The 21,118-nt window shown below is 43.1% G+C and carries 16 protein-coding genes, 2 rRNA genes and 1 pseudogene (1 of these 19 cut by a window edge); 13 read left to right on the forward strand and 6 right to left on the reverse strand.

Features of this window, described 5'->3' with window-relative positions:
- Positions 1-181 precede the first annotated feature (181 nt).
- Complete coding sequence (locus RAM70_RS16320; RefSeq protein WP_312674652.1) at positions 182-1,807, reverse strand: ArnT family glycosyltransferase; 1,626 nt, start codon at positions 1,805-1,807, stop codon at positions 182-184.
- A 29-nt stretch (positions 1,808-1,836) separates the two neighbouring features.
- Between RAM70_RS16320 and RAM70_RS16325 the strand changes: the two genes are divergently transcribed.
- Complete coding sequence (locus RAM70_RS16325; RefSeq protein WP_312674653.1) at positions 1,837-2,646, forward strand: aminotransferase class IV; 810 nt, start codon at positions 1,837-1,839, stop codon at positions 2,644-2,646.
- A 77-nt stretch (positions 2,647-2,723) separates the two neighbouring features.
- Here the strand turns inward: RAM70_RS16325 and RAM70_RS16330 are convergent, their stop codons facing one another.
- Entirely contained in the window at positions 2,724-3,740 is a 1,017-nt protein-coding gene (locus tag RAM70_RS16330; protein WP_312675755.1) for an IS4 family transposase, read from the reverse strand.
- Positions 3,741-3,845: 105 nt separating this feature from the next.
- On the opposite strand from RAM70_RS16330, the gene RAM70_RS16335 reads away from it, so the two are divergent.
- Both RAM70_RS16335 and RAM70_RS16340 read left to right on the forward strand, forming a co-directional pair.
- The gene (locus RAM70_RS16335; protein WP_312672026.1) at positions 3,846-4,286 is read left to right on the forward strand and encodes an IS630 transposase-related protein; all 441 of its coding nucleotides are present in this window, start codon (positions 3,846-3,848) and stop codon (positions 4,284-4,286) included.
- Positions 4,232-4,717: pseudogene (locus RAM70_RS16340) on the forward strand (IS630 family transposase); the annotation flags it as partial. The gene RAM70_RS16335 and the pseudogene RAM70_RS16340, both read left to right, overlap by 55 nt.
- A 436-nt stretch (positions 4,718-5,153) precedes the next feature.
- Here the strand turns inward: RAM70_RS16340 and RAM70_RS16345 are convergent.
- Positions 5,154-5,504 (reverse strand): single-stranded DNA-binding protein, encoded by a 351-nt coding sequence (locus tag RAM70_RS16345; RefSeq protein ID WP_045357641.1) that lies wholly within the window; start codon positions 5,502-5,504, stop codon positions 5,154-5,156.
- 223 nt (positions 5,505-5,727) lie between these two features.
- Between RAM70_RS16345 and RAM70_RS16350 the strand changes: the two genes are divergently transcribed.
- The 6 genes from RAM70_RS16350 (at position 5,728) to RAM70_RS16375 (ending at position 13,775) form a co-directional block, all read left to right on the forward strand.
- Positions 5,728-6,765: a rod shape-determining protein gene (locus RAM70_RS16350; protein ID WP_045357644.1), complete on the forward strand. Its 1,038-nt coding sequence runs from the start codon at positions 5,728-5,730 to the stop codon at positions 6,763-6,765.
- Between the two features lie 90 nt (positions 6,766-6,855).
- Positions 6,856-7,605 carry a rod shape-determining protein MreC gene (mreC, locus tag RAM70_RS16355; protein WP_045357646.1) on the forward strand — a complete coding sequence of 250 codons (750 nt, stop codon included), beginning with the start codon at positions 6,856-6,858 and terminating at the stop codon, positions 7,603-7,605.
- Entirely contained in the window at positions 7,572-8,153 is a 582-nt protein-coding gene (gene mreD / locus RAM70_RS16360) for a rod shape-determining protein MreD (RefSeq protein WP_045357649.1), read from the forward strand. The genes mreC and mreD overlap by 34 nt, the downstream gene beginning before the upstream one ends.
- A 255-nt stretch (positions 8,154-8,408) precedes the next feature.
- The gene (locus RAM70_RS16365; RefSeq protein ID WP_312674654.1) at positions 8,409-10,859 is read left to right on the forward strand and encodes a transglycosylase domain-containing protein; all 2,451 of its coding nucleotides are present in this window, start codon (positions 8,409-8,411) and stop codon (positions 10,857-10,859) included.
- Between the two features lie 209 nt (positions 10,860-11,068).
- Positions 11,069-12,829: a M61 family metallopeptidase gene (locus RAM70_RS16370; protein WP_312674655.1), complete on the forward strand. Its 1,761-nt coding sequence runs from the start codon at positions 11,069-11,071 to the stop codon at positions 12,827-12,829.
- 22 nt (positions 12,830-12,851) lie between these two features.
- Positions 12,852-13,775, forward strand: coding sequence for a branched-chain amino acid transaminase (locus RAM70_RS16375; protein ID WP_045357662.1), 924 nt, complete (start codon positions 12,852-12,854; stop codon positions 13,773-13,775).
- A gap of 78 nt (positions 13,776-13,853) precedes the next feature.
- Here RAM70_RS16375 and RAM70_RS16380 read toward each other — a convergent pair whose 3' ends face one another.
- Positions 13,854-14,003: a hypothetical protein gene (locus tag RAM70_RS16380; RefSeq protein ID WP_190381308.1), complete on the reverse strand. Its 150-nt coding sequence runs from the start codon at positions 14,001-14,003 to the stop codon at positions 13,854-13,856.
- 217 nt (positions 14,004-14,220) lie between these two features.
- Here RAM70_RS16380 and RAM70_RS16385 point away from each other — a divergent pair, with 217 nt between their 5' ends.
- The 4 genes from RAM70_RS16385 (at position 14,221) to RAM70_RS16400 (ending at position 20,181) form a co-directional block, all read left to right on the forward strand.
- Entirely contained in the window at positions 14,221-14,547 is a 327-nt protein-coding gene (locus RAM70_RS16385; RefSeq protein ID WP_072319688.1) for a hypothetical protein, read from the forward strand.
- A gap of 254 nt (positions 14,548-14,801) precedes the next feature.
- Complete coding sequence (gene kaiC, locus RAM70_RS16390) at positions 14,802-16,322, forward strand: circadian clock protein KaiC (RefSeq protein WP_002797104.1); 1,521 nt, start codon at positions 14,802-14,804, stop codon at positions 16,320-16,322.
- Between the two features lie 319 nt (positions 16,323-16,641).
- Positions 16,642-17,472, forward strand: coding sequence for an amino acid ABC transporter substrate-binding protein (locus RAM70_RS16395; protein ID WP_045357666.1), 831 nt, complete (start codon positions 16,642-16,644; stop codon positions 17,470-17,472).
- Positions 17,473-17,556: 84 nt separating this feature from the next.
- Positions 17,557-20,181, forward strand: coding sequence for a trans-splicing intein-formed DNA polymerase III subunit alpha N-terminal partner DnaE-N (locus tag RAM70_RS16400; RefSeq protein WP_045357669.1), 2,625 nt, complete (start codon positions 17,557-17,559; stop codon positions 20,179-20,181).
- A 47-nt stretch (positions 20,182-20,228) separates the two neighbouring features.
- On the opposite strand, the gene rrf is transcribed toward RAM70_RS16400, so the two are convergent.
- Together rrf and RAM70_RS16410 are read right to left on the reverse strand one after the other, a co-directional pair.
- Positions 20,229-20,346, reverse strand: a 5S ribosomal RNA gene (gene rrf, locus RAM70_RS16405).
- A 55-nt stretch (positions 20,347-20,401) separates the two neighbouring features.
- A 23S ribosomal RNA gene (locus RAM70_RS16410) occupies positions 20,402-21,118 on the reverse strand (it continues 2,183 nt past the right edge of the window).

The raw sequence follows: 21,118 nt of genomic DNA on the forward strand, positions 1-21,118 counted from the left end.
AATCAAAAATCTTCGGTTAGGTGAGGAGTCAGTAGTCAGTAGTCAGTAGTCAGGAGAATTAAGAATGAGCATTAATCAATTAAATGGTCTATTCACAGATTTTAGACAATTTTATGCCTATTTTTCTCATTTTTGCCCTCTCAAAAATTAATTAATTATGCAAGAACTCTAATTAACCTCACTACTGCTTCGTCACCAAAAACCAACCGGAATCCGTGGACCCGATCACCTTTAACCCTTCTAAATCAGTAGCTTCTTTGGTTTGACGATCGATAATTAGGTAAGGTTGCTTGTGACTTTGCCAATGATTGATTAATTCTTCAGCAGCAAGGGGAAAAACCCGACGACCACTATAAAAATTTAACGAGGGGCGCTCGTAGGCAAAAGCAATATAAACAGGGTGATCGGCCGGCACATATTTCTGCACTAAACTCGCCACTGGTTTGACGGGGAAATTCTCATTTAATTCCCAGATCCACAGGGGAGAATTGACAAAAATAAACAAAGAAACCAACATTCCCCAAAGTAAAACCACGATGAATTGTTCCGAGCGCCGGGCTAACAAAAACGCCGTTGTCACCATGGTCAGGGAAAGTGACAATAAGGTTAACAGAATCAAAGGATGGACAGGTTCGATCGGGGCAAAATTACCAGGAAAATAGACCATTAAAGCTAATAAACCCGCCCCAAGGCCGATAATACCCAAAATAATTGACCAGATCGGATTATAGGGGCGATCGATGGGAAGATTACCCAGCTGCGCCAAGGCATAACCGGCCGCTAAAGCCAAGGCCGGATAGATCGGCAGAATATACCAAGGCAATTTGGTCGCCATTACCGAGACCACCAACAGATAAACACCCGTCCAAACTAACAGTAACTTCGCCCAACTGTAGAGATATTCCTGACGCGCTAAACCTAAACCCCAAACCGAGAAAATTAACCAGGGCCAACTATATTTAAGAATTTCCAGTAGATAATACCAAAACGGTCCGCGATGATTGTCCAGATCGTCACTAACTCGCTTTAACTGTTGAACAAAAAGGGAATCGAGAAACTCCCGCTCGTAGTGCCAAAATTGGGCGCTATACCAGGCAAAAGCGGGGGTTGCTCCCAATAACCAACCCGACCAAAAATAGACAGAAGTTAACAACCGAGGAGTATCCCAGAGCAGAAAAATCAAGCCGATACCCGCCAATAATAGCCCCATAATCCCCTTCGTCAGACAAAGGAGGGCAAATCCTAACCCCGCCCCCAGAGACCAGCGTAAATCGCGCCGTGAGCGCAGTAAACAAACAAACATCAGCATTTCAAAACACAATACCGCTCCATCCAACATGGCCAAACGGCCATGGCGCACCACCGGCAAAAGAGTTAAATAGATCAAGGCCGACAGTAAAGCTGGCAAACGAGCCGGAAAAATTTCTCGACCGAGAAGATAGAGAAGCGGCACCGATAAAGCTGTAAAAAAAGCGGGAATTAGTCTAGTATTGGCCTCATTGATGCCCCAGAAATGGTAGGTTAGACCAATTAAACTATGAATCAATGGCGGTTTATTCAGGTAGGGATCACCCCAAAGACTAGGAAATAACCAGCGCAATTGTTCCAGCGGGGTTTGGCTAATTTCCTTGGCCACCTGAGCAATGGTCGCTTCATCCCAATCCCGCAAGGGTAAATTACCTAATCCCACTAGATAGATAATTAAGGCCGCTATTAATAATCCCAGTAAACACAGAAATTCTTTAAAATTTTCTCTCTGACGCAATTTATAACCAGAATATCCCCAAGTAAATTTTTGACGGTTCATAAGCTAGGTCAGTAAACAGTTAACTGATTATGTATTGGTATAATGGCGAATTAATCGAGAATGAGCGAATAAGTCTGGGTATTGATGATATTGGGTTGCTTTATGGAGCCACAATATTTACTACCCTGCGTATCTATCAACAAAGCTTAGATCATCCCCTAACCCATTGGCAAGAGCATCTCGAACGTTTGCACTCTAGTTTACAAGTTTTCCACTGGCCCGCTCCCGATTGGCAGCGAATTCGCCAAGGATCCGAAAAATTATCCCTATTGTATCCTGTCCTGAGAATCACAATTTTTCCCGATGGTAGGGAGTGGATTAAAGGCAGATTTTTACCCGAAGATTTAAACATTAGACAAGAGCAGGGAATTATTGGGTGGGTAATAGATAATCCCGCTTGGCAACGCGTTTTAGGAGAACATAAAACTGGTAATTATTTAACCCCTTGGTTAGCGGCACAAACTGCTCAAAAAAAAGGAGCAAAAGAAGCGATATTAGTCGATCGAGTCGGTCATTGGTTAGAAACTAGCACGGGCAATTTATGGGGATGGAAAGATAATTGCTGGTACAGTCCCCTGCTTACTGCTGATATTTTACCCGGGATCGGGCGCTCGGCTTTGATCGGCTGGTTAAAAAAACAAAATATTTCCCTGCAAGAAAATCTCTGGACCCCTGAATTTGTCGGGACTTTACAAGCGATCGCTTATAGTAATTCTCTGGTGGAAATTATCCCTTTTAATTCTATTCTTGGCTGTGATCTAGAGATAAATACAGCTATTTATCGGGAAGTTTTACCAGATTTACAGCAATATTTTTCCAGTCAATTAGAGAATCAATAAACCTCTTGCATCAGAAACGTTGAATCCTGTAATAAAACTTTACATTGACAAGCATAATACCCCTATAACATCAAATTTTAAATTGAATAGACAATCCTCCGGAACCAGTGTACATAGCTAATATGTTGACACATGAAACTCTGTAAATAGCGCAGTTTGTCTAATAAGCTTTTCCCAAATCCTTCTTCAATATCTATTAGCTGTAGAATCAGATAAGCGATAATGCAACTATAGATATGTAGGCGGATTCCGTTCTCGTTTTTAGTGATTAGATTATCCAACTTTAGATGCATTTTTAAAAATTTCCACAGCAGTTCTATTTGCCATCTTTGGATGTAAATTTCGGCAACTTCTTCATTACTAACTGCTCCTTCTCCTTCTAGAGGTAAATCTGTCGCCAGCCGAAATTCTGTTTGACTTTCTAGGTCGCAAAAAGCGACTACTCTTACTTCTATTTGTCTTTTATCTTTTCCGAGTTTACACTTGCCATTTTCGAGCATCTCTAGGCTAATATTATTTTTCACTCTCAAGACAAAATGCTTGTCACTACTCTCTAATAATTCGGTGATTCTTTGATTAGACGCAAATCCTCTATCCATTGCTCCAACTCCATTTACAGGAATTGCTTCTATCGTTTTTCCTCCTTCTTTTGAGTCATGACCTTGACCAAAATGGATGAGTATTCCGACCACCTCTGTTGTGATACTATTAAGACCAGAGAATAGTTTTACTTGATGCCATCCCTGGGACCATAGTAATTTACTGGTTAAGCTAATTATTGTTGAGTCAATAGGAAATAAAGCTCGCGCATTCTCTATTCCTTTTTTGGCAACTAAACGCTTATTTAATTCGACAATGACTTTCTCAAATGGACTTGTTTCTCTAATTTTGCTTGCCTTAGAAAATGTGGATAAATTTACATTAATTCCTTGAAGTACCATTCTACTGCATAAGTCCCTCATACTGACGATGCTTTTATCTAAAGCAAAACCAATCCAACAGGACAAAAATGTAAAAGTATCTAAAGCGGGGTAGTCATTTTTAGGCAGTGGTTTGAGAAGCTCTTTTATGAGTTTTGAAAAATTCGTCATCAGGGCAAACTCCCTATTGTGAGGGGAATAAGTTGTCTAGATTCTATCTATAGCAAAGAGCGGGATAGTTAGGACATAATAGAGAAAAAGAAATGAGGAGAAGCTTTCATGGCAGCACCCTATAGTGATGATTTAAGACAGAAAGCAGTGAGTGCCGTAGAGCGAGGGGAGAAAAAAAGCCATGTCTGTCGCACCCTCAATATTAGTCGTAATACATTAGACCTATGGCTGAAACGGAAGAAACAAACTGGGACGGTGGCCGCTAAAACTAACTATCGTCGAGGGCCGAAGCCCAAAATTGACGATTTAGAAGCCTTTCAAAAGTTGGCCGAACAATATGGGCATTTGACCCAAGAAAAAATGGCGCAAAAATGGGCTAACCCAGTCAGTAGGATGAGAATTGGTCAAGCGCTCAAAAGAATTGGATTTACTAGAAAAAAAAAACTTATGGCTACAGAGAAAGAGATGAAGAAGCCCGAAAAGAGTTTCTCCAAAAAATCAGAGGTTATGCCCCGGAAAGATTTGTCTATATTGATGAAGCTGGAATAGATAACACCATCGATTATCCTTATGGATATTGTCACAAATCAGAAAGATTTGAGGCTTTAAAGTTAGGTCACTGTAGCGAACGAGTTAGTGTGATCAGCGGTTGGTGGCGTGGTTCCACGATCGCGCCAATGGTGTTTGAGGGGTACTGTAATACAGAGTTGGTGTGTGAGTGGATAGAACAATTGCTATTACCCGAACTACTACCCGGTCAAATTATCATCATTGATAACGCCAGTTTTCATCCCAAAGAGAGAATCAAAAAATTGTTAGCTAAAGCGGGATGTGAAGTGCTATTTTTACCCGCCTATTCTCCAGACCTCAACAAAATTGAAAAGTTCTGGGCTAGATTGAAAAACTATGTTAGTCAGATTATCAATGATAGTGAAAACCTTGTGGATGCTGTGAGTAAAGCCTTCAGGCATCTGTCCTAACTAACTCGTTCTATGCCATATAATAGCATTTTTTTTCTGACTTTTCTCAACGTTCAACACTTCTGCTCTTGCATAATTCATTTTTGATGATTCAAAAACGGCAAAAATAAGGATTAAATGGCATAAAATCTGTGAATATACCATTTAAGTAGGTAGGTGTTAAAAATTGTCAGATCCCCCCCTTATTAAGGGAGGATTAAGGGGGGATTAAGGGGGGAGCTATCTTCAATTTAATTATAACCAGCTACTTAATTGATTATTATTCATTCTTAATTCTCCTGACTCGGAGACTCCTAACTCCTAACTCCTGACTCGGAGACTCCTGACTACTGACTCCTGACCCTAACAACAATTTTTGATTTTTACCAGAGGTCTAATAAGGATGTGTTACCAGAGGCTAACACATCCAAAATCTGGAAATAATGCCGCTCAAGCTTTAAAATTCTCGCTCGGAATTAGCCTCACTATCGCGCTTAGAACCGAGTAAATCTAATTGATCGACGAGAATTACCGGTTTAGAACGAGCTAATCCCGTGTTTTTATCATTCCAGGTATCCATTTTCAAAGACCCTTTAATCCCGATTAAACCGCCTTTTTTCACATAATTAGCGGCCACCTCCGCCGTTTTGCCCCAAATTTCCAGATCGAACCAATCCGGCTGATCGCTATTTTTAGAGCGACGATTAACCGCTAAAGTGAAGGTACACTTAACACTGCCGGACTCGAAATACTTCGTTTCCGGGTCTCTCCCCGCTCGTCCCACCAAATGAACCAGATTTAAACTCATGGTCTTAAATCCTCAATTTAGTACAATAGTATGTTTATTTTAGCCCGAAACCTTGGACTTGACCGGTGGGCAGCCAGAAAATTAGGCCGAAGACCTGCGTAAATCCGGAGAGAAAGAAGCGATAATTAACTAGACTTGAGAAACAAAACCTAATAAAATCCAAGTCGATTCGATCGAAAGTCTAGCTATAGTAACGTTGTTATCAGAACAGGAGTGAAAACAAGTGCGTTTTTTTAGAGGTCTAGCCTTATCAAGGGACATAGGTATAGACTTGGGGACAGCAAACACCCTCGTTTATGTATCAGGGAAAGGCATCGTTTTAGAGGAACCATCGGTAGTGGCGATCGATCAAGATCGTAACCCGGTCGCTGTCGGGGAGGAGGCCAAAAAAATGCTCGGTCGAACTCCGGGCCATGTCACCGCTCTGCGACCCCTGCGCGATGGGGTAATCGCCGATTTTTACAGTTGCGAGATCATGTTAGCGGAATTCATCAAACGAGCGCTCGATGGTACGATTGGCAATCCCCGCATGGTAATCGGTGTTCCCAGTGGGATTACTGGAGTAGAAAGACGTGCGGTGGTGGATGCGGCCAAAAATGCCGGCTCGCGAGAAGTGGGGTTAATTGATGAACCGGTTGCTGCGGCCTTGGGTGCCGGTTTACCCGTCTCGGAAGCGACGGGAAATATGATCATTGATATCGGTGGTGGCACCACGGAAGTGGCGATTCTCAGTCTCGATGGGACAGTGATCAGCGAATCGGTGCGTGTGGCCGGGGATGAACTGACGGAAGCAATTATCGCTTATCTGAAAAAAGTCCATAATCTGATTATCGGGGAACGTACGGCCGAAGATATTAAAATTCGCCTTGCTTCCGCTTATCCCACCCCCGGAGATGAATTTCCTCCTCTGGAAGTGCGGGGATTGCATCTTATGTCCGGTTTACCCCGCACCGTGACGATCAAAGCGGAAGAAGTGCGGGAAAGTATGGATGAGCCACTTTCCGTGATCATTGATGCGATCAAACGTACCCTAGAAAAAACTCCCCCCGAATTAGCTGCTGATATTATTGATCGCGGCATCATGTTAGCGGGAGGAGGTGCTTTATTACGGGGACTCGATCGCCTAGTCAGTCACGAAACCGGTATCGTTACCCATGTCGCTGAAGATCCCCTGCGCTGTGTGGTCAAAGGCACGGGAGAAGTGTTAAAAAATCAGAAACTCTTTGAGCGGATCGTTAATGAAACAACTCGCAATGTCTAAAGGTCACTAGGATCGGTTAGCCGTTAGCCATCAGCAGCGGAAAAATGGACGGATTCTCACTCTACACAGTCAAGAGGTTTTAAATCGCTCATGTATTCAGCACGACGAAAATGGACACAGCAGGGATGGCGACTGTTTCTGCTCGCTGCCGCTTTGGGGGGAGCTTGGTACATTCGCACCTATCAAAGTGGGGCGATTTTAGAATTGTATGGTTTATTAACTCGTCCTTTTCAGGGAGAGGAAACTAATCTGCAAGAGCAACTTCTGGCCGATCAACGGGTGCGAGAATTACAAAATCGTTTAAGTGAAGTCGAATATCAAAATCAACAATTAAAAAAACAGCTTGGTTATTATCAAACCCAGAAAAAACCCCTGATTTCTGCGCCAATTATTGGCCGCAGCGCCGATGATTGGTGGCAACAGGTAATTATCGGTCGCGGTAGCGCCGATGGTGTGCCAGTGGGTGCTTCGGTGACGGGAATTGGCGGTTTAGTGGGACGGATTACGGAAGTTACTCCCCACACCAGCAAAGTTTTATTGGTCAGTAATTCCCAAAGTCGCATCGGAGCAACGGTAAATCGTAGTCGGTCCATGGGTTTGATTCAAGGTCAGAATTCCCAAGTCGCCACCCTGCGCTTTTTTGAAAAAGCTCCCGATGTCAAACCGGGAGATGTGGTGACAACTTCGGCTTTTAGTAGTCTTTTTTGGCCGGGGTTGCCCATCGGTCGCATAATTTCCCTTAATTTACAGGAAAATCCCGCCCCCACCGCCAAAATTGAATTTACCGCCACCGTGGACAATCTCGAATGGGTGTTCGTTCACCCGCAACCCCAGCAGTGAGAGGGGGAATTATGCTGAAATTAAGCCGTTTATCAGCCCGTTCTCGTTTTATCCTGAATATTTTAGTCACTATCGCTTCACTGCTTCTCTGTACCTTTCTTTCCTTAATGCGGCTGCCCGGTATGGAGATTTTAGGCATCGCTCCCAATTGGTTACTGATTTGGTTGGTTAGTTGGAGTCTCAATCGCTCTTGTCTCGATAGTGTGGTGGCCGGATTAGCGATCGGCACTATTCAAGATAGTCTTACCTCTAATTATCCTTCCCATATCATGGTTTTTGGTCTCATCGGCTTCCTCACTTCCCGTTTACACCGACAACGTTATGTTAAAGAAGAATTGATCGCCGTGGTCTTAATTGTCTTTGTTATGACTTTAATTGCCGACGCTGCCATCGCTTTTCAATACTATCTACAAGGAGGCAAAAATCTCGCCGATCTTTGGCTCGATTATCAACGCATTGCCCTCACTGCTGCTCTGCTTAGTAGTCTCTGGACTCCCCTCGTCTATTATCCTCTCCAGCAATGGTGGCGACAATTTAGCGATCTTTAAGGAGTCAGGGGACAGGAGACGGTCGTCAGGATACAGGAGACGGGAGACGGGAGACAGGAGACGGTCGTCAGGAGACGGGAGACGGGAGACAGGAGACAGGAGATAGGAGATTATTTCTATTTACTCTTCCGACACCCCACACCCCACACCCCACACCCCACCTCCCCACTTCCCCAACACCCCACACCCCACACCCCACACCCCACACCCCCACACCCCACTTCCCACTCCCTCACCCTCACCCGCTCGATTAACATGAAATACAAACAAAAACTTAGTCAATTTTTTCATAATCTTGCTAATAAATTAGAGAATTCCGAGCAACCCCCTAAAGTCGATCCTATCGACTCCAAATCTGCGCCAGTTGCGGGGGAAAAGCCAGTAGAAGCCGCTTCCAAAGAAAAAAAGGTCAATTTAGTCTCCCGAACCAGTAACAAGGCTCTAGAGACGTTAAAACCCTTAAAAAACAAATTTACTACCCTGATCGACAATTCCCCCTTACCGCAATGGCGACAACATCCCCGCTTTGGGTTGTACTTGGGATTGGGATTAGGCGTGACAGGGGGACTTTTGGGGGTAGGTTGGGGCATTTATCGCCTTGAAAGCTCTTTACCGCAAAATATCGCCGATATACAAACATATACTCGTCCCGGCACCCTAACCATTCAAGCCGCTAATGGGGGAATCCTCAAGCAAAATGGCCCTAGCACTTACGAAACTGTGAAAATTGCCCAAGTTCCTCAACTGGTACAGGAGGCCTTTATCGCTAGTGAAGACCGCCGGTTTCGCGAACACGGGGGAGTTGATGGCCAGGGTATTGCTCGCGCTCTCTTTTCTAACCTGAGAGCCGGGGGAGTGGTGGAGGGAGGCAGCACCATCACCCAACAATTGGCCCGGATTGTCTTTTTATCCCAAGAAAGGAGCTTTGATCGCAAATTACGCGAAATGCGTATCGCTCAGAAAATAGAAGATAAATATACAAAAGACCAGATTTTAGAGCGTTATTTTCACCTAGTTTATCTCGGTTCCGGGGCCTACGGTCTTGCCGATGCCGCTTGGTTATATTTCAGTAAACCCGTCGATAAATTAACTCTAGCCGAAGCTGCCACCCTTGCTGGCATTGTTCCCGCTCCTAGTCTCTATTCTCCCCTCGAAAACCCTAAATCTGCCCTAGAACGGCGTAATATCGTCCTCAAAACTATGGCCGAGGTGGGATTTATTACTAAGGCTCAAGCGCAACTGGCGATCGCATCTCCCCTAGGCATTAAAACCAGTCCCCTAAAACGTCTGCAACGGCAAGCGGCCTATTTTACCGATTATGTGGAAAAAGAACTGCCGCAACTGGTTCCCGCTAAAACCCTAGAAGCGGGGGGATTGGTGGTAAAAACTACCCTTAATCCTCGTTGGCAAAGCGAAGCGGAGGAAGTGGTAGAAAGAGCGGTTTCTCGTTATGGCAAGTGGCAGAACTTCCAACAGGCGGCTTTAGTGGCAATTGACCCCAAAAATGGACAAATTAAGGCCATGGTCGGGGGAATTGACCACGATAAGAATCAATTCAATCGGGTGACACAAGCAAAACGTCAGCCAGGATCTACTTTTAAGCCTTTTGTCTATGCGGCGGCGATTGCGGCGGGGAAATCCCCCTATTCTAATTATAAAGATGCTCAGTATGTGGTGGATGGTTATAAACCGGAAAACTACGGCGATAAGTATAGCGGCCGCGAGGTGTCCATGCGCGATGCTTTGACTTCTTCCCTGAATGTGGTGGCAGTTCAGGTGTTAGTGGCTGTGGGTTGGAATCCGGTGATTAAATTAGCTCAAGATATGGGGATCCAGTCGAAACTTTTACCCACTTATTCTTTGGCTTTGGGTGCTTCGGAAGTCAATCTTTTAGAATTGACCAGCGCCTACGGTACTTTGGCTAATAATGGTGTGCATCAACCAGTTTACGGTATTAATCAGGTACTTGATCGCCATGGTAAAGTAATTTATCAAGCCAATTTTAAACCGAAAACTGCTCTCAATCAAAACACGGCAGCGACGATGACTTGGATGCTGCAAGATGTGGTTAATTCGGGAACGGGAACCCCCGCACAAATTGGTCGTCCGGTGGCAGGAAAAACCGGCACTTCTGACAAGGCTCGCGACCTTTGGTTTGTCGGTTATATTCCCCAATTAGTCACGGGAATTTGGCTCGGTAATGACAATAATAAACCCACCAATGGAGCCAGTACCATGTCCGCTTGGATGTGGCGACAATTTATGTTAGGAGCAATTAAGGACATTCCCTATCAAGGTTTCCCAGAACCGAATTTAGGCAAACGTCCAGTGACATTAAAAGCGGAACCAATTAAACCCCGACGTACCTACTTTACCCAAACTACTAACAATCGTTTAGCCAGCAGCGATGAGGGTTCCCCCACCGAAGGACCCATCCGCAGACGGCGACGGGTTCGGGTAAGTCGTGAGCAAACTATCGTCCGTTCTAATACTAGCGAACCCAGCCAACGCCGTTCTAGTCGTCGGCGTACTAGCACTGCTCCTACCAGTGCCGCTGCTCCTCGTCCTGAAAATACGGCCCCCCCAGCAGCCGAACCGATTACCGTTCCCGTCACTGTGGCAGCTCCCGAAACTCGTTCGGTTCCCCTAGAGGTAACTCCTCCCACCGATGTGATTCCTCCCGCACCCCCGGCAGAAAGACGCTGAATCGGCGAAAAACCCCCGCAAATCCTGCGAGGGTTTTCTTTCCCAAACTGCTCGGCCAAATCTTGGAAAACCATCGGATTTCTCGCACCGCTATAATACTAAATCCGTTGAGTATAGGCTACATATCAGGAGAGGCAGTCATGCAAAAGGGGGAATAAATAATCAGTTTTTAATAACTGGATTTAGTAGAATAACTTAAAAGCCGTTTAATGCCGATGACCAGTCTTATTTCCCCCACTACCATCTCCTCAACTCGTTTAAGTCTCAGCTATCAAGTGGCTATGTCGGAACCGACTTCACACCTCTTTGAAGTTACTCTACAGATTACCGGTTGGCAAGCTCCGATTTTAAACCTAAAAATGCCGGTTTGGACTCCCGGTTCCTATCTAGTGCGGGAATACTCCCGTTTAGTTCAAGATTTTCAAGCTGTTAACCTCAACAGTCGCAAAGTTGCTAAAAATCACTGGCAGATTGACACCGGTAATAGTTCAGAAATAACAGTCAAATATCGCGTTTTTGCCCACGATTTAACCGTCAGAACCAACCATCTCGATGATACTCACGGTTACTTCAACGGGGCTGCTTTATTTTTCTATATCCCCGATTATCAAAAACATCCCCTCACCCTGACAATTATCCCTCCCCATGCCGATTGGCGCGTTACCACTGCCTTAAAATCTTTACCCGGACAGAAAAACACCTTTCACGTTCCCGATTTTGATACCCTGGTGGACAGTCCCGTGGAAGTGGGGATTCATCAGTTATACGATTTTGTCGTCGAGGGAAAACCCCATCAATTAGCTATCTGGGGACGGGGAAACGCTAATCCTAGTCAAATTATCGCCGATACCACTAAAATTATTCAAACCGAGTCGGCTATGTTCGGTGGACTCCCCTATGATAATTATCTCTTTTTGCTACATCTTTCGGCAGCCGGTTACGGGGGACTAGAACATAAAAATTCCTGTACCCTTAACTATGCGCGTTTGGGATTACGAGATAAGGATAAGTATAATCGTTTTCTGCAATTAGTCGCCCATGAGTTCTTTCATCTCTGGAATATCAAGCGTATTCGCCCAAAAGCTTTAGAAAGCTTCGATTATGATGCAGAAAATTATACTTCTTCCCTCTGGTTTGCCGAAGGAACCACCAGTTATTACGATATAGTAATCCCTCTACGGGCGGGAATATACGATAGTAAGACTTTTTTAGAGCTTTTAAGCAAAGAAATCACCCGTTATCTCAATATACCCGGTCGTCTTGTCCAACCTCTAGGCGAATCGAGTTTCGATGCCTGGATAAAACTCTACCGACGGGATAGCAATAGCGATAATAGTCAAATTTCCTACTATCTCAAGGGGGAATTATTGTCGCTGCTTCTCGATTTACTAATTCGCACCCACACCGATAACCGTCGTTCCCTCGATGATGTTTTACGCTCGATGTGGCAACATTTCGGTAAAGAGGAGATTGGTTATACCGATGGGGAGTTGCAGGCAATTCTCGAATCTGCCGCAGGGGTGGATTTAAGCGACTTCTACCGCCGTTATATCGACGGTTTGGCAGAATTACCCTTTAATGAATATCTTGAACCTTTTGGACTCTATCTGCGGGGTGTTGGCAATGGGGAGACGATACCTCATCTGGGAATGCGGGTACAGAGTGAAGCGGGTAAAGAAATAATTAAATTTGTCGAGATGGGTTCCCCTTGCCAAAAAGCGGGAATTAATGCTGATGATGAGTTATTGGCTATCGATGGATTGCGGGTGACGGCGGAACAGTTAAACGAAAGATTAAAAGACTACCGCGCAGGTGATATTATTCAGATAACAGTCTTTCATCTCGATGAATTGCGAACCCTTGCTGTTCCACTGGCCGCCCCGCAGACGATTCGCTATGAAATTATCAGGGTAGAAAATCCTTCTAATAGCCAGAAACAAAATTTTTCCGCATGGGTAAATCCCGTTTAGTTCTTGGTTCAATCAAAAAAAAATGTCTATTACCGAAATTCCTTTCCTTCCTCTCGCCTATTTTGAGAATAAATTTATCCCTTTTAGTGAGGCAAAATTATCCGTTGCTACCCACGCACTACACTACGGAACTGCCGCTTTTGGGGGTTTACGAGGTACTCCCGACCCTAGCAATCCGGGACAGATATTATTATTTAGATTAGAACGTCATTGTCAGCGTTTAAGTCAAAGTGCTAAGTTTCTTAATTACGAGATTCCTGCCGATAAAATCTATCAAATAATTATCGATTTTGTGAAAAAAAATCAGTGTAATCGACCTTTTTATATTCGTCCCCTTGTCTATAGTTCCGGGTTGGGAATTGCTCCGCGATTACATGGTATCGAGAAGGATTTTCTAGTCTATGGTCTAGAAATGGATGATTATTTAGCAGCCGATGGGGTTAACTGTCGGATTAGTTCTTGGTATCGTCAAGAGGATAGAAGTTTCCCGTTGCGAGGTAAAATTAGCGCCGCTTATATCACTTCTGCTTTAGCAAAAACGGAAGCGGTAGAATCGGGGTTTGATGAGGCAATTTTGATGAATTCTCAGGGTAAAGTCTGTGAAGCGACGGGAATGAATATTTTTATCATCAGAAATGGTCAGCTAATTACTCCTAGTTTTGACCAAGATATCCTAGAGGGTATTACTAGAGATAGTGTTTTAACTATCGCGCGGGATTTGGGTATTCCGGTTATTGAAAGACCCGTAGATAAGACGGAGTTATTTATCGCTGATGAGGTGTTTTTAAGTGGCACTGCGGCAAAAATTACTCCGATTAAAAAGATTGAAACTTTTTCTTTACCTGCGGCTAAACCGATTACTTATCAGTTAAAAGAAAAGTTAAGTTCTATCGTTCTCAATCAGGAACCAAAGTATCAAGATTGGATTACTCAAGTTCCTTTATAGTTAGAGAAATATACTTGATTTTTCCTTGAGATGCGCCATCATTTGACGCATCTCAAGGAACCCTGAAATAAACAGAATTTATCTATTTTTCGGTTTGATTCCTTCCTGTATGTAGGGTATAGTTTTCTTAGGATCAATCTTCAGGATGGGTTTATTATCTCTTGCTATTTTTTCTGTTTGATTATCGGTTTCTTGCTGATTTTGATTATTATCGGTTGTATGTTCCATAGTAGAGCAAATAACTATGACAAATATCCAGCTTACCTATGATTATACCTTAAACTCTCTCAAAGTTGTCAAGGATAGTATTAATCAACTAAATACAAAACTTACTTTGATTCTGACTATTAGGGGGGTTTTGGTTAATTGTGGCTGACATTGACCTGCTTATCTAGTTTCCCTTGAATGTAACCAGTCTATTTATCCTTGTCTTACCTGCTATCTTTTGAAATTTTTGGCCTATTTATTCACAATTATTACTATTGGCTTAGGATTATGGGGTCTATCCCCAGTAGTGGGTGGTGAAATTATCCTACCAGAACAATTGCTTGCTGAGGAATGGAACCAAGCAGAGGAAGAAGACTATCTAACGGCTTTAATACAATATTTACAAACAGAAACTTTAGTTATAATCTCTAAAATTAGAGAGCAAAAAGCAATTAGATTAAATTGGGCAATTAGGACGATAGTAACAGCCGTAATCTTGTTTTTATTAGATGAGATGATTTTTATTTCTATTCCTGTTTTGGGTAAATTTTGTGCGGGAATCTAACCCTAACTACCTTACTGCGCTAACACAGCCTACTTAATATTTTCTTGAAAAATAAGCTCTTGGGATTATTTATTGATCATTTATATTCGAGAAATTCTCAGCAGATAATGTGGATAATCTAGTCGATATTGTCATAAAAGTTAACAACGCTCACTGAATTTTCTTGATACACCCCAACTAGGGATGAATTTCTGGTATCGCTGGTCACTGAAATAGGTACAATAAACATTAGCTCGTTTTCATAGAGAACTTAAATGACGCAAAATAATCCCCTAGAGTTGATTGAGAAGTTAGAAACAGGAATCCCCGGCTTTGATTTTCTTTCGGAAGGGGGATTACCGAAAGGACGAGCGACTTTGATAGCGGGGACGGCAGGAAGTGCTAAAACGGTTTTTGCCTGTCAATTTCTGGCAGAAGGCATCAAAAATGGAGAAAATGGCGTTTTTGTCACCTTCGAGGAGCCACCCCAAGCACTAAGAAAAAATATGGGTGGTTTTGGTTGGAATATCCGGCAGTGGGAGGAGAATCGTCAGTGGGCCTTTGTCGATGCTTCCCCCCAACCGGAAGAAAAGCCGATGGTGACGGGAGAATACGACCTAGGCGCATTAATCGCTCGCATTGAGTTTGCTATCCGCAAAAATAAAGCCAAACGGGTGTCTATGGATTCTTTAGGCGCAATTTTTAGCCATTTGAGTGATAGCGCTCAAGTGAGAAGTGATCTTTTTCGTCTGGCAACCGCTTTGCGAGAATTGGAAGTAACAGCGATTATGACCGCAGAAAGAACGCAAGAATACGGCGAAATCAGTCGTTATGGGGTGGAGGAGTTTGTTGCCGATAATGTGGTGATTTTACGCAACGTTTTAACCGATGAGAAAAGAAGAAGGACGATCGAAATTTTAAAATATCGCGGAACCGATCACCAAAAAGGAGAATTTCCTTTTACAATTATTCCCAATAAAGGGGCTGTGATTATTCCTTTGTCAGCCATTGAATTAGAACAAAAATCCTCTAATATTCGTATTACTTCCGGCAGTCTGGAACTCGATAGAATGTGTGGGGGTGGTTTCTTCCGCGATTCGGTTATTTTGGTTTCGGGAGCCACAGGAACAGGAAAAACCCTCATGGTGACAGAATTTATGGCAGGGGGAGTAACCAATGGGGAAAGATGTTTAATTTTTGCCTTCGAGGAAAGTCGCGAACAGTTATTTAGAAATGCTACCGGTTGGGGTGTGGATTATGACCGCATGGAAAAGGAAGGTAAATTAAAGGTAGTCTGCCGTTATCCGGAAACTACGGGTTTAGAAAATCATTTAATTATGATGAAGGAAATTATCGAGGAGTTTCAACCTAATCGAGTGGCAGTAGATAGTTTATCTGCTTTAGAAAGGGTTTCTAATCTGAAAGGATTTCGGGAATTTATTATCGGTTTGACTTCTTTTATTAAGCAAAAAGAGGTGGGAGGATTATTTACTTCCACCACTCCCACTTTATTAGGAGGTTCCTCGATCACAGAAGCGCATATTTCTACAATTACCGATTCAATTATTCTGCTGCGTTATGTGGAAATGTATGGAGAAATGCGCCGCGGTATCACTGTTTTAAAAATGCGCGGTTCTATGCACGATAAGGATATTCGTGAGTTTTCGATCGATCATCAAGGTATGCACATCGGTCAACCTTTCCGCAATGTTACCGGAATTCTGGCCGGAACTCCTATGTACACAGCACAAACAGAAGTAGAACGTTTGAGTGGATTATTTGAGGATCGTAGTTAGGGTTTGCGGCAAAAAGTTTTTCGGTGGGGGTAGGGTGTGGCCCCCCCAACCCCCCCGACATCGGGGGGGTTGGGTGTGGGGTGTAGGGTTTTACCGATTTTCATCTGCTCAATTACCTAATTTTCAGGGAAAAAGTACCTGAATTTTCCCCCTGATCACTCCCAGACGAGGCACTTTTGGATTTTAAAAAGGTCTAAAAGTCTTATCCAACAAAGTTTTTAGATTTATTCAGCAAGCTCTAGTTAAAATATAGCAGTACTTGCTAATCGCACGTCGGTGGTTAGCTTTTTTCTCCCTATCTCCTTCTTGCTTTCTTGATATGTCTAAAAACTTTTGGTTTATTTTTCTAGGTCTTTTACTGATAAATAACCTACATTTATCAGCCTTGGCAGAAACAGTTTTACAAAGAATTGCTCGCACAGGAGAATTAAAAGCGGCAGCCAGAAAAGACGCTACTCCCTTTAGTTATATCGATGAGAAAACGGGACAATGGACAGGTTACGGAGTGGAATTAATGCGCTTAGTCCAACGTCGATTAGCACAAGAATTAGGTAAACCGATTACAATAACCTTTATAGAAGCGACGACTAATAATCGTTTTCAGCAAGTGGAACAGGGACAAGTAGATTTATCCTGTAATGCGGCAACAATCACGGAAGAAAGACTAGAAAGGGTTAATTTTTCTATTCCCTATTTTATGACAGGAGCGCAATTTTTAACTAAAAGGGAAAATGTTGATAAAATAGATATTAATAACACTTTAGCGGCAGTTGCGATCGCCTATATTCCCCACACCACCACCGATAGTATTATTCGTTATATCTATCCTCTGGCTAATTGGCAAGCTGTCAGCGATCGAAGTGAGGCAGTGGCAAAATTACAAAGGGGAGAAGTTAAAGCAGTGGTTAGTGATGGAATTCTTCTACTGGGGGAAATCGTTAAACAAGGACAGGATCCGCGACAATTTGTGCTACTACCCAGTCAACCGATTACCACCGAACTTTATGGCTGTATTTTACCCAAAAACGATCCCGAATGGAAAAAATTTGTTGATACTGTTGTCGGCAGCAATGATAACCAGAAACTGCGAGAACAATGGTTTAATTTAGAAGAAAGTTCTTTCCCCTATACGATTCTCAATCAACCCTAAAAATAGACTGTGATTGCTGAAAATTAAAAGTAAGTAAATTCTGTTTTTTTTCCCCTTTTCCTTGTCACTTTTTCCTGAAAAACTATGTCTTTTGTCGGTTTACATATTCACAGTGATTATAGCTTACTTGATGGTGCTTCCCAATTACCGGCACTAATTGATCGAGCGATCGAATTAGGACAACCAGCGATCGCTTTAACCGATCATGGAGTCATGTATGGTGCGATCGAATTAATTAAAACCTGCCGTAATAAGGGAATAAAACCAATTATTGGCAATGAAATGTATGTAGTCAATGGCGATATTGAAGTCAATCTTCGCCACCGAAAATATCATCAAGTTGTTTTAGCCAAAAACACCCAAGGCTATAAAAATCTGGTTAAATTAACTACTATTTCTAATCTGAAAGGTATTCAAGGTAAAGGCATTTTTGCTCGTCCTTGTATCAATAAAGAGTTACTCCAACAATACCACGAAGGATTGATAGTTACCAGTGCTTGCTTGGGTGGAGAGATTCCCCAAGCGATTTTAGCTAATAATAGAAAACTTGCTAAGGAAACGGCTAAATGGTATAAAAAACTTTTTGGTGATGATTTTTATTTAGAAATTCAAGACCACGGTTCTAAAGAAGATCGGATTGTCAATGTAGAAATAGTTAAAATTGCTAAAGAATTAGGAATTAAAGTAGTTGCTACTAACGATTCTCACTTTATTTCCTGTTACGATGTAGAGGCACACGATGCCTTGCTTTGTATTCAAACTGCCAAGTTAATTACTGAAGACAAACGACTCCGTTATAGCGGCACAGAATACTTAAAATCTGCTGATGAAATGCGTTTACTTTTCCGTGATCATCTGCCAGAAGATGTGATTGAAGAAGCGATTAATAACACCTTAGAAGTAGCAGAAAAAGTCGAACCTTATAACATCTTTAATGAACCAAGACTGCCTAATTATCCAGTTCCTGCGGGACATACTGCTGATAGTTATGTAGAAGAAATTGCTTGGTTAGGATTACTAGAAAGATTAAAATGTCCTTCTCGTCACGAGATTGAAACTGTTTACAAAGAAAGGCTTGAATACGAATTAAAAATGTTACAGAAAATGGGATTTTCTACCTATTTTCTCGTCGTTTGGGACTATATAAAATATGCTAGAGATCATGATATTCCCGTCGGCCCAGGACGCGGTTCTGCTGCGGGTTCTTTGGTAGCATATTCTTTAAAAATAACCAATATTGATCCCGTTCATCACGGGTTATTATTTGAACGTTTTCTCAATCCTGAACGGAAATCTATGCCTGATATTGATACAGATTTCTGTATCGAGAGACGGGATGAAATGATCCAATACGTTACGGAAAAATACGGTGAGGCTAATGTTGCCCAAATCATTACTTTTAACCGTATGACATCAAAAGCTGTCTTAAAAGATGTGGCGCGGGTGTTAGATATTCCCTACGCCGAATCGGACAAAATGGCGAAAATGATTCCCGTTTCTCGCGGTAAACCCACACCTTTAAAAGTGATGATTTCCGATGAAACTCCCGAACCAGCATTTAAAGAAAGATACGATACGGAACCCCATGTGCGTCATTGGTTAGATATGGCAATTCGTATCGAAGGTACTAACAAAACCTTCGGAGTTCATGCCGCGGGAGTCGTCATTTCTTCCCAACCTTTAGATGAAGTGGTTCCCCTCCAGAAAAATAATGATGGGGCGGTAATTACCCAATATTTCATGGAGGATTTAGAATCATTGGGATTGTTAAAAATGGACTTTTTAGGTTTAAGAAATTTAACCACTTTGAAAAAAACCGCCGATTTAATTAAACAAAATCAGGGTATAGATATCGATCTCGAACAATTGCCTTTAGATGAAAGAAAAGCCCTGCAAATTCGGGCTAAAGGGGAACATAAAAAACTACCTCCCGATATTCTCAAAACCCACGTATTACTAGAAGAAGGGGATTTAGAAGGTATTTTCCAGTTAGAATCATCGGGGATGAAACAGATCGTTAAAGAGTTAAAACCATCGGGTATTGAGGACATATCTTCAATCCTAGCACTCTATCGCCCCGGACCTTTAGATGCGGGATTAATTCCTCTCTTTATTGGCAGAAAACACGGTAGAGAACCCATTCGTTATGATCATCCTTTATTGGAACCAATTCTTAAGGAAACCTACGCAGTTTTAGTCTATCAAGAACAGATTATGAAAATGGCGCAGGATTTAGCGGGTTATTCCCTAGGAGAAGCGGATCTATTGCGTCGAGCAATGGGTAAGAAAAAAGCTTCCGAAATGCAGAAACAAAGGGAGATGTTTATCGATGGTGCTGCTAAAAATGGTGTGGAAAAAAGAATCGCTGAAAATCTCTTTGAACAGATGGTAAATTTTGCCGAATATTGTCTGGGAGGTGAGACGTTAATTTTGACTGAGGAATACGGATTATTGCCAATTGCTAAAATTGTGAGCGAAGAAATTAACTGTACTGTTTATAGTGTAGATAAAAATGGTTTTGTTTATAGTCAACCAATCTCTCAATGGCACGAGCGGGGTTTACAAGAGGTCTTTGAATACACCCTAGAAAATGGGCAAACTATCCAAGCAACCAAAGATCATAAATTTATGACTAGCGACGGAGAAATGTTAGCCATAGATACAATATTTGAGCGAGGTTTAGATTTAAAATCCTCTGATTTTTCCTAAAAACCAAACCCCCCAATCTGGTGAGATTGAGGGGTAGGAAAGAATAATCCTGGCATCGAGCTATTGTCCCGGTCGGCAACCCGACAAGTATCTTGGCCACGGTGAAGTTTCACAACCGAGTTCGGGATGGAATCGGAGTGGTGCCATCACGTTAAAGACACCAGGAAGGGTAGAACCCTCAAGACTGCAAAAGCTAGGAAAAAAGTGGTGAAAGAAGAATCAGGTCAAGCCCTCGGTCGGTTAGTACTCCTCGACTGCACTCGTTACCGAGCTTCCATCTAGAGCCTATCAACGGGTAGTCTACCCGAGACCTTACTGGCTTAATGCCATGAGAGCAATCATCTGGAGGTGGGCTTCCCACTTAGATGCTTTCAGCGGTTATCCGCTCCGCACATGGCTACCCTGCGTTTACCGTTGGCACGATAACAGGTACACCAGCGGTGCGTCCTTCCCGGTCCTCTCGTACTAAGGAAGGCTCCTCGCAATGCTCTTACGCCTACACCGGATATGGACCGAACTGTCTCACGACGTTCTGAACCCAGCTCACGTACCGCTTTAATGGGCGAACAGCCCAACCCTTGGGACCGACTTCAGCCCCAGGTTGCGATGAGCCGACATCGAGGTGCCAAACCTCCCCGTCGATGTGAACTCTTGGGGGAGATCAGCCTGTTATCCCTAGAGTAACTTTTATCCGTTGAGCGACGGCCCTTCCACGCGGTGCCGTCGGATCACTAAAGCCGACTTTCGTCCCTGTTCGACTTGTGGGTCTCACAGTCAAGCTCCCTTCTGCTTTTGCACTCTATCGTCCCATTTCCAACGGGACCGAGGGAACCTTTGCGCGCCTCCGTTACCTTTTAGGAGGCGACCGCCCCAGTCAAACTGCCCACCTGAAACTGTCTCCCGCCCCGATCAGGGGTCAGGGTTAGAATTCTAGCCT

Source organism: Microcystis wesenbergii NRERC-220 (assembly GCF_032027425.1).
In the GTDB taxonomy this organism is placed as follows: Bacteria; Cyanobacteriota; Cyanobacteriia; order Cyanobacteriales; family Microcystaceae; genus Microcystis; species Microcystis wesenbergii_A.